Origin of the sequence: Campylobacter sp. BCW_4338 (assembly GCF_001763255.1) — a bacterium.
In the GTDB taxonomy this organism is placed as follows: Bacteria; Campylobacterota; Campylobacteria; order Campylobacterales; family Campylobacteraceae; genus Campylobacter_D; species Campylobacter_D jejuni.
On record NZ_MJYJ01000061.1, the window covers coordinates 1 to 12086 of the forward strand.

Annotated in this window: 11 protein-coding genes; 2 read left to right on the forward strand and 9 right to left on the reverse strand. The window is 29.4% G+C overall.

What is annotated here, in order from left to right:
- Positions 1 to 123: 123 nt before the first annotated feature.
- From AJN69_RS06250 to secA, 3 genes are read right to left on the reverse strand one after another with little or no spacing between them, the layout of a single operon-like run.
- Complete coding sequence (locus tag AJN69_RS06250) at positions 124 to 909, reverse strand: amino acid ABC transporter permease (protein WP_053872395.1); 786 nt, start codon at positions 907 to 909, stop codon at positions 124 to 126.
- Positions 910 to 931: 22 nt separating this feature from the next.
- On the reverse strand, positions 932 to 2137 hold the full coding sequence (locus AJN69_RS06255; RefSeq protein WP_070210846.1) for an ABC transporter permease: 1206 nt from the start codon (positions 2135 to 2137) through the stop codon (positions 932 to 934).
- The gene (gene secA / locus AJN69_RS06260; RefSeq protein WP_070288139.1) at positions 2134 to 4722 is read right to left on the reverse strand and encodes a preprotein translocase subunit SecA; all 2589 of its coding nucleotides are present in this window, start codon (positions 4720 to 4722) and stop codon (positions 2134 to 2136) included. The genes AJN69_RS06255 and secA overlap by 4 nt, the downstream gene beginning before the upstream one ends.
- Positions 4723 to 4822: 100 nt before the next feature.
- Between secA and lolA the strand changes: the two genes are divergently transcribed.
- Positions 4823 to 5332, forward strand: coding sequence for a LolA-like outer membrane lipoprotein chaperone (gene lolA / locus AJN69_RS06265; protein ID WP_002871477.1), 510 nt, complete (start codon positions 4823 to 4825; stop codon positions 5330 to 5332).
- Here the strand turns inward: lolA and AJN69_RS06270 are convergent.
- Both AJN69_RS06270 and pif1 read right to left on the reverse strand, forming a co-directional pair.
- Positions 5329 to 6063, reverse strand: a complete 735-nt coding sequence (locus AJN69_RS06270) for a hypothetical protein (protein WP_070233129.1) — start codon at positions 6061 to 6063, stop codon at positions 5329 to 5331. The two genes, lolA and AJN69_RS06270, sit on opposite strands and share 4 nt — an antisense overlap.
- A gap of 9 nt (positions 6064 to 6072) precedes the next feature.
- Positions 6073 to 7416: an ATP-dependent DNA helicase Pif1 gene (gene pif1 / locus AJN69_RS06275; protein ID WP_070233127.1), complete on the reverse strand. Its 1344-nt coding sequence runs from the start codon at positions 7414 to 7416 to the stop codon at positions 6073 to 6075.
- Positions 7417 to 7464: 48 nt separating this feature from the next.
- On the opposite strand from pif1, the gene AJN69_RS06280 reads away from it, so the two are divergent.
- On the forward strand, positions 7465 to 8811 hold the full coding sequence (locus AJN69_RS06280; RefSeq protein ID WP_070247957.1) for an SH3 domain-containing C40 family peptidase: 1347 nt from the start codon (positions 7465 to 7467) through the stop codon (positions 8809 to 8811).
- An 11-nt stretch (positions 8812 to 8822) separates the two neighbouring features.
- Here the strand turns inward: AJN69_RS06280 and AJN69_RS06285 are convergent, their stop codons facing one another.
- The 4 genes from AJN69_RS06285 to AJN69_RS06300 form a co-directional block, all read right to left on the reverse strand.
- Positions 8823 to 9695, reverse strand: a complete 873-nt coding sequence (locus AJN69_RS06285) for an N-carbamoylputrescine amidohydrolase (protein ID WP_002871473.1) — start codon at positions 9693 to 9695, stop codon at positions 8823 to 8825.
- A complete protein-coding gene (locus AJN69_RS06290) occupies positions 9692 to 10579 on the reverse strand; it encodes a cation diffusion facilitator family transporter (protein ID WP_070247955.1) in 888 nt (295 codons plus the stop codon). The genes AJN69_RS06285 and AJN69_RS06290 overlap by 4 nt, the downstream gene beginning before the upstream one ends.
- Entirely contained in the window at positions 10576 to 11553 is a 978-nt protein-coding gene (locus AJN69_RS06295) for an agmatine deiminase family protein (protein ID WP_070247953.1), read from the reverse strand. The genes AJN69_RS06290 and AJN69_RS06295 overlap by 4 nt, the downstream gene beginning before the upstream one ends.
- A 98-nt stretch (positions 11554 to 11651) precedes the next feature.
- On the reverse strand, positions 11652 to 12086 hold the full coding sequence (locus tag AJN69_RS06300) for an META domain-containing protein (RefSeq protein ID WP_070247951.1): 435 nt from the start codon (positions 12084 to 12086) through the stop codon (positions 11652 to 11654).

Here is a 12086-nt window from a genome sequence, read left to right on the forward strand (position 1 = left end):
GGATTCGAACCAACGGCCCCCTCCTTAAAAGGGAGATGCTCTACCGGCTGAGCTAACGAGACACTTTCTGAAATAAAAATGTGATTATGCCAAAATTAGCTCTATTTGTCAAGCTTTTTTAAATCATTTTTGGCATTTTCTCTCCAAATAACGAGAAAATATACTTATAGGTAAAGTCAAAACAAGATATGTAATAGCCAAAATTACATAAGCTTCAAGAGTAGCAAAAGTATAAGAATTTATCTCTTGTGCACTTTGGGTTAATTCATTTACAGCAATAACGCTTAATAAGGAACTATCTTTAATTAAATTTGCAAATTGTCCACTCAGAGGTGCTAAAATATTTTTTAAAGCTTGGGGAAAAATTACATACGCAAAAACCTGCATCTCTTTTAACCCTAAAGCCCTAGCGCTCTCAAGCTGAGATATAGAAATACTTAAAATTCCAGCTCTAAATATTTCAGCTAAGTAAGCAGCAGAAAAACATGATAAAATAATAACTCCAGCCACATATCGATTATCAAGTCCTAAATTATTTGCAACGATATAATATATCAATAATACCTGCACTAGTAAAGGGGTTCCTCTGATAAGCTCTATGTAAAATGTAGATAAAAATCTTAAAAAAACAATTGAACTTAAAGAAAAAGCACAAAAAACTCCACCCAAAATTATACTCAGTAATAAAGAAAAAAAACTGATTATTAAAGTATTTAAAAAACCTTGAAGAAATTTTTCTTTATAGGTCGCAATTGCACTAAAATCAAAATGATAAGCACTTATACTAAAACTACAATAACAAAACAATATTAAAAATAAAATCAAAAGAATTAAATTAGTGATTATTTTTGACTTTGATAGAGGTTTTAAAGGTTTAAAATTCTTATTTTTTTGGATAAACAAAGACAATAAAAATCTCCAAAATTACAATTTATTCATTTCTTAAAGTATCTAAAATGTTAATTTGAGTTGCTTTTTTTGCAGGATAAAAAGACGATAAAGCTATGATTATTAAAGCACCTATAATGGTTAAAGAAAAATCCATTAAAGACAAATCAAGTGGTAATTTACTGGTTCCATAAACATCAGCAGGTAAAGTTACAATATCAAAATTTCCTAAAAGCCATAAAGCAAAAAATGCAAGCATCACACCCACTATCATACCGCCGCCGCCAATAAGCATGCCTAAGGCAAAAAAACTCTTTTTTACCTCATTTTTGCTTGCACCTAGGGCAAGTAAAAGTGCTATTTCACTGCGACGATTCATTACTATCATCAATAAAGAACTTACTATATTTAAACTTGCAACCAAAATAATAAGCATCAACACTATAAAAAGCGCTCTTTTCTCAAGCTCTAAGGCTGAAAAGAAATTTTTATTTTGTTCCCACCAACCTACCACAGCATAATCATCTTTTAAATAAGATTTAATTTTTTCAACATCCTTAAAAGCATTATCACTATATACATGAACTCCATCATAATTTGGATTTTTAGGCATTCCAAGTACTTTTTTCAATGCATCAACATCTGTGTACATATAAGCTTTATCATAAAATGCAAGCCCTGAAGTAAAACGCGCTTTAACATCAAAACGTTTAGTTTGCGGTACTAAAGAAAATCCACTAGGATTAAGATTTGAAAAAATAAGTGCAAGTTTGTCATTTTTATGCAAACCAAATTCATCAATAAGTGCTGATCCTACAAGTATATCAAAACCACTTAAATTCTCATCCTTTAAAGCTTTAGCAACCACTTCGTTTATTTTTTTTTCATCATTAAAATTAACGCCAAAAAGCACACCACCTTCAAAACGATTATCTCCCTTTACAACAACTTGAGTGCTTATATAAGGGCTAAATAACAAATTTGGAAATGTTTTTCTTAACTCATCTATAAATTCATCATTTACAGGAGCGTAAAATTTAGGCAAAATAGTAATAGGATAATTCATCACAAAAAAGCGTTTTTCAAATTCTTTATCAAAACCATTCATAATTGCCATAGCTACAAGCAAAACACAAAGTCCTACACAAACTCCTAAAAAGGCCAAAAGCATAGAAAGATTGATAAAGGGTTGTTCTTTATCAAATCTTAAATATTTAAAAAGTAAATATTTTAAAACGCTTTTATTCAAGCTAAAATTCCTTGCTTAGGACCACTTTTTCCATGGCATTCTTTAAATTTTTTTCCACTTCCGCAAGGACAAGGAGCATTGCGTGGAACTTTTTTAAACTCAACTTCGCCAAGATTATCTTCGCTTGCGCCCATTTCTACTGAGCTTTGAAGTAGCTTTTCATTTTCTTCATTGGCTTTATTTTCTAAATTTTGTACCTCTTCTTGATTAAATTGCACACTAAAAAGTAGTTTAATACTATCAAATTTAATACGATTAACTAGCTCCAAGAAAAGATTATAACTTTCTTTCTTATATTCCACAAGAGGATCTTTTTGATTGTATCCGCGAAGTCCTATTCCTGTTTTTAAAATATCCATTTGATACAAATGCTCTCTCCAAGCATTATCCAAAACTTGCAAATATAAAATACGCTCTATATTACGCAATTCTTTAATCTCAAGTCTTGACATCTTTTCGTTATAAGAATTTTCAAGAATTTGACTTAGCTTATCTTGCATTTCAATGACGCTTAAATTTTCAAAATCTTTTTCACTAATCTGAGTTGAACACTCATATAAAATTTTTGCTTTCAAATTTTCAAAATTTACATTAGAACCGCTTTCATCAAGCATATAATCATTCATTACATTTGCGCTATATTCAGCGATATTTTGAGAAATTTTAGCTCTAATATCATAGTTTTCATCTAAAAGCTCATTACGATAACGATAAATAGTTTTTCTTTGTTCATTTGCTACATCATCGTATTCCAACAAATGCTTTCTGCTTTCAAAATGTAAGCTTTCTACTTTTTTTTGCGCATTTTCAACCGCTCTTGTAACGATTCTTGACTCTATGCTTTCGCCCTCTTCTATACCTAAGCGATCCATAATGCTTTTAATACGATCCCCGCCAAAAATTCTTAAAAGATTATCTTCTAAACTTAGATAAAAACGACTTATTCCAGGATCGCCCTGCCTTCCTGCACGACCACGAAGTTGATTATCAATACGGCGGCTTTCATGTCTTTCTGTACCTATGATATAAAGCCCACCCAAAGCCCTAATCTCATCATCGATTTTTATATCCACACCACGACCTGCCATATTTGTAGCGATAGTTACGGCACCTTTTTTACCTGCATCTTGGATAATCAAAGCTTCTTGCTCGTGATTTTTAGCATTTAAAACATGATGAGGGATTTTCTCTTTTACAAGCATATTGTGAAAAACTTCACTGCGCTCTATACTTGCGGTTCCTACGAGCACAGGCTGACCTTTAGCATTGGCTTTTTTAATCTCTTCAATTACGGCTTTAAATTTTTCATTTTGAGTTTTATAGATAAGATCATCTTTATCTTGTCTTTTAATAGGAATATTTGTCGGTATAGAAATAACATCTAAACTATAAATTTGAGAAAATTCAGTCGCTTCTGTTTGTGCAGTTCCTGTCATACCTGCAAGTTTATTGTACATTCTAAAATAATTTTGAAAAGTAATATCTGCTAGTGTTTGGCTTTCTTCTTGAATTTTTACATTTTCTTTGGCTTCTAAAGCTTGATGCAATCCTTCGCTAAAACGACGTCCTTCACTTAAACGCCCTGTAAATTCATCAACGATGATAACTTCATTATTTCTTAAAACATAATGCACATCTTTTTCAAAAAGATTATGTGCCTTTAAAGCTTGATCAAGCTGATGTGCTAAGATAGCATTATCAAGACTGTATAAATTTTCTACACCAAAAAGTTTTTCAGCCTTAGCAATACCTGCTTCGGTAATCAAAACACTACGATTTTTCTCATCTACCACAAAATCACCCTCAGGTTTTGCAGGAGGTAAAACTGCTTCGCCTTTTTGCATTTGCTTAGCTACTTCATTGGCTTTAATATAACCATCTAAAGTGCGATTTGTAGGGCCGCTGATGATAAGCGGAGTTCTTGCCTCATCAATTAAAATACTATCTACTTCATCTACAATAACAAAATTATGCTCTCTTTGAACTTTTTCAACTTTTGAAAATTTCATATTATCACGCAAATAATCAAAACCAAACTCATTATTGGTTCCATAAGTAATATCGCAATCATAAGCTTGCTTGTGCTCTATGTCACTATTTTGAGAAGAAAGAATCACGCCTACGCTAAAACCTAAAAAATTATAAATCGCACTCATTTGCTCAGCATCTCTTTTGGCTAGATAATCATTCACTGTAACGACATGTACGCCTTTGCCACTCATGGCATTTAAAACAACAGGCAAGGTCGCTACAAGGGTTTTACCTTCTCCTGTTTTCATTTCTGCGATTTTTCCATCGTGTAAAACCATACCACCGATTAACTGCACATCAAAATGACGCATATTTAAAGTTCTCTTACCTGTCTCTCTGACTATAGCAAAAACATCATTTAAGATATCATTTTCGTTTTTTTCTCCGCTTAAAATTTGCTCTTTAAATTTTGCAAATTCGGCTTTTAATTCATCATCGCTTAAATTTTGATATTTGCCTTCTAAAGCATTGATTTGTGCTACACGCTTGAAGTATTTTTTAACTTCACGATCATTTTTTGTTCCAAAAACGGCTTTTAAGGTATTTAAAAACATTTTTAAACCTTTATAAATTTTTCAAACTATCATTATAACGATTATTTAATTAAAATTAGCTAGAATGATATAAAAAATATAATTTTTTTAAGGAAAATAAATGAAAAAAACATTCTTGATATTTTTTATTTTTATAGGACAACTTTTTGCCCTTGATCTTAATTTTAATACCTTTTCAAGCGATTTTATCCAAATAGTAAAATCCAAAAACTCTACACTTTCTTATTCTGGACATTTTATACTGAGTAAAGATCAAGCATATTGGAGTTATGATACTCCTAGTAAAAAAGAGATTTATATTAACAAAAATCAAGTAACCATAATAGAGCACGATCTAGAGCAAGTCATTTTCTCTCATCTTGATAACATTCCAAATCTTAATGAAATTTTCAAAAAAGCAAGTCTTATAGATAAAGATAAACTTGTAGCAAAATATGATAATATAAATTATACAATTAAACTCAATCAAGAGCAAATTCAAAGCATATCCTATAAAGATGAATTTGAAAATGATGTTATAATCAATCTAAACAATCAAATTAAAAATCCAAAAATTAATTCCGATGTTTTTAAGGCAAAAATTCCACAAAATTATGACATAGTTCGCTAATTTTGCGTTGTATTTTCATCAAGCTTTATATCATAACCTGTTTGTGGTAAATGATAAGGCTTGCTTGCGTTATTTTCTTTGAATATTTGTGGAGGATTGGCGATTAAATCTCTTTTAATTTTTTCTTCTATATCTGGAGTCATTTTAGGTGTATTTAAATTATCTATATTGATTTCTCCATTGTCATTTTTATTTTCTTCATCTGAATCTTTGAAAAGCTGTTCAACTTGTTTGACTTCTAAATTTGGAACACTAGGAGTTGAGATCTTTTCAACACTAGGAACTTGAGTTTTAGGAGCTTCTAAGTTTTCAAGTGCTTTTTTTACCTCGCTGCCCATACCCTTCTCTTTAGCCTCAGTGCTTTCTAAAAAGCGTTTAAACTCCTCTAAATCAAATTTTTCCACTCCGCTTAAAGATATGATATATATATCATCTAATTTAATCTTATATTTCTTATCTAAAAATTTTTCTAAAGTCTTTTTAAAATTATTTTTTCCAATTTCTGTAAAAATATCTTCGTAAAAAAATCCTGAAATTACTGTATTTACAGCATCAATTAACTTATTTTCATTTTCTTTTAAATTATTCCCATCAAATTCCAAAGAAATTTCAACTTTTTTAAGAACATTTGTCCCACTTTTAGAATACAAATCTGTTCTTATGTTATCTATTTCAAGATTTTGAGCATTTAAACTCAAAACCAAAAAAACACTTAAAAATATTTTTTTCATTTAATGCCTTTAAATGATTTGTTCTTGTATTTCAAGATCTAAAAAATTATGTTTTTTATAAAATTCGATCACATTAGAATCTATTTTTAAAATATTAGCAAAATAAAATCCAAAATTTATCTTTTTTGTAGAATAAATTTTTAAAGTATTTGGGTTTGTAGCGCGAGAAAGAGCGACATAAAGCTGTCCATTTTCAAAAATATGATCAATATCACACACTAATTTTTCAATGCTCATACCTTGTGATTTGTGTATAGTAATAGCATAAGCTAATTTAATAGGAAACTGTGTAACACTTGCGAGAATATTAACAACAAAATCTTTACCTGATTGCTCAAGTTCTTCCATGAAAAAAGTATAAGGTTCAAGTAAAATTTTCATCCCATTATTTTTAATAATGCTAATATAAATTTTCTCCTCTTCATAAAGAATATCTTCTATAATGCCTTGCTCTCCATTATAATAATTCTTATCCCAATTATTTACACAAAAAATAATACGAGCGCCTATTTTAATATTTAATTCTTCCAATATATTTAAGCTTCTAATCCAAGAATCAAGCTCTTCATCTTTTATTCTCTTATCTTCTTTTTTAACCTGAGCTTTAAAGCATACAAGCGGGGTCTCAAGTTTGCTTAATTTTTCTTGATTAATATTGTTTACTTTTTTATTGATACCACAAAGTAAAGTATAATCATCTTCTAAATTTTCTAATTCTTTATAATCAATTCGCAAAGATTCAAAAAAGCTTAAAATTTTTTCATCTAAAAAACCTTGTCTAATCAAAGATAAATGGTTATAAAATTCCATATTTTGCGTTCTTTTAGGTTGAGAAAGTTTAACATTCTTAAAATTTAAATCTTGCCAAAAAAATGAAGAAAAAGCATAATAAGAATGGTTAAATAAAGTTTCCTTTTTTTCTTTAACTACGGGAGGCAATTGAAAAAAATCTCCTACAACTAAAATTTTTCCATTAAATTGAGAATTTTTAAGTCTAAAACCTATCATTTCAAAAACACTTGCACTAACCATGGAAATTTCATCGATAATAATAAGCTCAATCGTTTTTAAAAGTTCTTTAAGTTTTGTTAATTTTTCTTTTTGTTTTTGATTGCGATCCAACGCACTTAATTTCATCATATCATCACAATACCCTAAACAAAAAAAGCTGTGTAAAGTAACACCGCCTATATTAAACGCCGATAGAGCACTAGAACCAAGAGCTATGGCTAATTTTTTTTGTTTTCTATAAGATTTGATAAGCTCATTTGTCAAAAAGCTTTTACCAACTCCAGCACCACCACTTAAAAAAACATTATCATAAGCTAAAATTTTTTCTAGTTTATCAAGCATTATATTTCCTTGGCTTTAATTATAACTATTTTTTCTAAAAGGTTGATTATGAAATCTTGTTTATATTTTACTTTTATAGTGCTATTTTTAACAGCTTGTTCAACAAAAAATTTAACTTCACTTCATCATGAAAATTTAGAACAAAAAAATGAAAATCAACATTATGCAAAACTTGAATACGAACAAAATGTAAGCATTTTGCCACAATTTGCTTACGATATTAATTTTGATGCAAAACGATATAAAAAATATTTCTTTAACCCTTGGCATGATTCGTTTAAAAATTACAAAGGACAAAATATTTTTTGGTCCTTTCCTTTATATTTAAATTCAAAAAATACTTATTATTTTTTCAATAAACAAATTATTCCACTTTCATGGTTTAAAAACGCTATAAATAATGCAAATATCCAAGAATTCGGTAAACTTAATCAAAAAGCTTTAATTATCCAAAATACAATCATTAAAAATCTTCCAACCCAAAGAGCTATCTTAAAAAATCCTTTTTTTGAAAATGAAGGAATTCCTTTTGACTATGCAAGCGATGGTATTTTAAATGCTGGAACCCCTGTCTTAATTTCACATTTTAGTAAAGATAAGCGTTATGCTTTTGTTTTAGGTGAAGCTGGATTTGGATTTGTTGAAAGTAAAAATTTGGAATTTTTCTCAAACGATAGAGCGAAAATCTATGAAAATCTCAACTTTATCACACCACTAAAAGAAAAATTTCCTATCTATAGCGAGGATGGTAAATTTTTCTTTGAAAGTAGAATTGGCGCTATTTATCCTTGCTACAAAGAAGATAAAAACTATTTTTATGGAAAAATAGGTTCTAAAAAATATAAAATTTCTAAAAAAGATGTATCTAAATTTCCTTTACAATTCAATGATAAAAATTTAAAAAATCAACTTTCACAAGTTTTAAATTTGCCTTATGGCTGGGGCGGTTATAATTTTGAAAGAGATTGTTCTTTACTAACTCGTGATATCTTTTCAGCTTTTGGACTTTATCTACCAAGAAATTCAGCTGCACAAAAAAATTCTTTTAATCATTTTGATATAAGCACTCTTAGCAATTCTCAAAAAAAAGATTTTTTAAACCGCTTTGGGAAAGCTTATCTTAGTTTACTTTATTTACCTGGACATATTATGCTTTATGCAGGACAAATTACAGATAATAATATTGCCATACATAATATATGGGGCTTAAAAAAAGATGCAACCCAAAGACTTCTCATAAGTTCTAGCGTCATCACTTCTTTAGAAATAGGAAAAAATGAAATTTTAGAAGATAATTTGCTTTTATCAAGACTTAAAGAAATAAGTTTTATAAATTTAAACGAACAAGAAAAAGAGCAAATAAAAAGCTATCTTGAAAATATACAAAACAAATAAGATTTATTGATTTAATCAATAAATCTTTTAGTTAAATCTGCAAAATATTCTATGCGTCTATCTCGCAAAAAAGGCCACCAACGACGCACATTTTCACTTCTTTTTTTATCTATTTCTATGATTTTTACACATTCGTTTTGAGAATCTAAAAGACAAAGTTCTTCACCTTGAGGGCCAAAAACAAAAGAATTTCCCCAAAATCTAATGCCCTCTTCTACCCCACTTACATCTTTTTCAAAACCTACTCTATTGATAGCTACTACATATAAACCATTAGCTATAGCATGTCCTTTTTGAACACCAAGCCAAGCATTGAGCTGCCTTTGTTTTTCTTCATCTTCATCCTTATCAAACCAACCAATTGCCGTGGGATAAATAAGAATCTCAGCTCCTTTTAAAGCCATAATTCTTGCTGCTTCAGGATACCATTGATCCCAACAAATAAGCACTCCAAGCTTACCTAAACTTGTATTTATAGGTTCAAAACCCAAATCTCCAGGAGTAAAATAAAATTTTTCATAAAAACAAGGATCATCAGGTATGTGCATTTTGCGATATTTGCCTGCTATAGAACCATCTTTTTCAAAAACCACTGCAGTATTATGATAAAGTCCAGCACTTCGTTTTTCGAATAGTGAAGTAATAAGCACTATTTGATTTTTTCTAGCTATATTTGCCCAAAATTTCACATCTTTTTCATAATCATTAGCATAGTCAAAAAAATCCACATTTTCACTTTGACAAAAATACTCACTTTGATGAAGTTCTCCCAAACAAATAAGCTCAGCTCCTTGTTTAGAGGCTTCTTCTATAAATTCGCAAGTTTTTTTTATAGTTTGTTCTTTGTTTGAGTGAAATTTTTGTTGTATTAAAGCGATTTTCATTGTCTTTGCCTTTCTTGTTCTGCATCATCATAAGGATCTAAATGAATTTGTATATCCCATTTTTCATTTTCAAACATCTTACGCACACCTTCTTCTATTTCATCTGAAATTCTATGCGCATTTAAAAGCGAAATTATAGGGCAAAAAACCAAATGCACGCTTAAATAATTACAACTTGGAGTTTTACGCGTCTTTAATTCATGATAGGAAATTATTTCAGGATTATTAGAAATCAAAGTACAAATTTTATCCACTTGTTCCTTGGGCAAAGCCTCATCCATTAAAAAAGCCAAAGCTTTTTTAATGATTTTAAAAGCAGAAAATGCCGTATAAAGACTGATCACTATCCCAAAAATAGCATCAATAATATGTAAATTTGTAAAATAAATCAAAACCAAAGCTCCCAAAGTGCAAACATTGGTTAGACAATCTGTTTTGTAATGCAAAGCATCACTTTCTATAATCAAACTTTTGGTTTTTTTAGCTACATAATTTAAAAAAAGCACAAGAAAAAAAGTCATAATTAAAGCAAAAATCATCACATAGATACTTGAATTTAAATCTTTAATTTCTTCTTTATAATAAATCTTTAAAATACTCTCATAAAAAATAAAAATCCCCACGCCAACTATAAAAACACCTTCTAACAAACCCATTAAAGCTTCAATTTTAGAAAAACCAAAATTATAATTTTCATTCGCCTTTTGTGAGCTTTTTTTAAGAGCTAAAAAATTAAAAGCAGAAATAACAAAATCCATCAAAGAATCAATCGCGCTTGAAAGCACTGCAACAGAACCACTTGTTAAGCCTACTATAAATTTAACCAGGGCTAAAACAATAGCACATAAACTTGCTACAAGAGTTGCTTTTTTTTGCAAACTCATCTTAAACCTTTGAAACGATTTTGACAAGAACAATGCAAAGAACCGTTTTGTCGTAAAAACACTCTTGCATCTACTCCTATAATTTTATGATTGGGTAAAGCTTTAGAAAGTCTTTTAGCTATGATTTCATCATTTTTATCCTTATAAAAAGGCACAATTAAAGCATTATTTATAAAAACAAAATTCGCATAAGTCGCCCCCAATCTTCTTCCTTTATAGTATAAAGGCTTAGGTATAGGAAGTTCTACTAAATCAAAGCCTGTTTTTTTAAGCTCTTCTTTCATTTTTTGCAAAGGCAAATAATGCTCATCCTCTTCATCTTCACAAATACAATGTGCTATGGTATTTTTATCTATAAATCTTGCTAAGGTATCGATATGATGATCTGTATCATCACCTTTTATGAAACCATTTTCTAACCAAATAATTTGCTTTAAACCAAAAAATTCTTTTAATTTTGTATCAATTTGAGTTTTGTTTAGATGAGAATTTCTATTTTCATTTAAAAGACAATGAGAGCTTGTAAGCATCACGCCTTCTCCATTAAAGTCAATGCTTCCTCCTTCTAAAACAAAATCCACCTTTTTAAGCCCCTCTTTAAATTTTTCTTTAAAAAGCTTAGAATTTACAGCATTATCAAGCTCACTTTGAAATTTATTTCCCCAAGCATTAAAAGTAAAATCAAGAGCCTTTAAACGACTATTTTCTACTATATCTATAGCTCCAAAATCACGTATCCAAGTATCATTTGTATCACATTTAAAAAACTCTACATTTTTTATATCTTTAAAATTTTCAAAATCACTCTGTTTAGGAGCTATAAGTAAAACTTTTTGAAATTCACTTACCACTTTTACAAATTCTTTATAACTTTGCAAAATTTCCTCTAAATATGGACTCCAATCGCTTTTTTCATGAGGTAAAGAAAGTATGAGGTATTCTTGCTCGCTCCATTCAGGAATTGATTTTATCATTTAACTACCTTTTTTGATAATAAAATTATAATTGTATCATTTTTTGGACTTTTGTCAAATTTAAGAAGATTGCCTCGATATTTCGAGGCTTTAGGATATTATTTAAAAAAGATTTTCATTTCATCATTACTTAAAACAAGTTTTCCATTTTCATTTGAAATTTTAAAAGTTCCTTTGAAATTTGAAAGGAAAGAATTTTCAAAATCCATTACATCCATTGGGTGACAAAGCATTTGAGTTGAAGCTACGCGATCACCTTCGATTTGCAAAGTATCTGCCTTAGTTTGGTAAGAACCAAAAAAACGATTACATCCTGAATAACCATAAAATTTATTATTTTCAAAACTAATATTTGGACTTTCCTCTGCGTTTTTTGGTTCAAAAGTTTTGCCATTAACTATAATTTTTTCTATTTTGAAAAGCTGGTTTTGCACAAGTTCATTATTACCTTTAGAAGTAGATGAAGTAACAGAAGTACTAGCACAACCTGCAAAAAAAGTTGCAGCTAAAGCAATTTGAAGCGTTTTTTTCAT

Coding starts and splice junctions, on each gene's coding strand:
- secA (WP_070288139.1), bottom strand. CDS start 4,722: ATGTTTTTAAATACCTTAAAAGCCGTTTTTGGAACAAAAAATGATCGT.
- lolA (WP_002871477.1), top strand. CDS start 4,823: ATGAAAAAAACATTCTTGATATTTTTTATTTTTATAGGACAACTTTTT.
- AJN69_RS06270 (WP_070233129.1), bottom strand. CDS start 6,063: ATGAAAAAAATATTTTTAAGTGTTTTTTTGGTTTTGAGTTTAAATGCT.
- pif1 (WP_070233127.1), bottom strand. CDS start 7,416: ATGCTTGATAAACTAGAAAAAATTTTAGCTTATGATAATGTTTTTTTA.
- AJN69_RS06280 (WP_070247957.1), top strand. CDS start 7,465: ATGAAATCTTGTTTATATTTTACTTTTATAGTGCTATTTTTAACAGCT.
- AJN69_RS06285 (WP_002871473.1), bottom strand. CDS start 9,695: ATGAAAATCGCTTTAATACAACAAAAATTTCACTCAAACAAAGAACAA.
- AJN69_RS06290 (WP_070247955.1), bottom strand. CDS start 10,579: ATGAGTTTGCAAAAAAAAGCAACTCTTGTAGCAAGTTTATGTGCTATT.
- AJN69_RS06295 (WP_070247953.1), bottom strand. CDS start 11,553: ATGATAAAATCAATTCCTGAATGGAGCGAGCAAGAATACCTCATACTT.
- AJN69_RS06300 (WP_070247951.1), bottom strand. CDS start 12,086: ATGAAAAAAACGCTTCAAATTGCTTTAGCTGCAACTTTTTTTGCAGGT.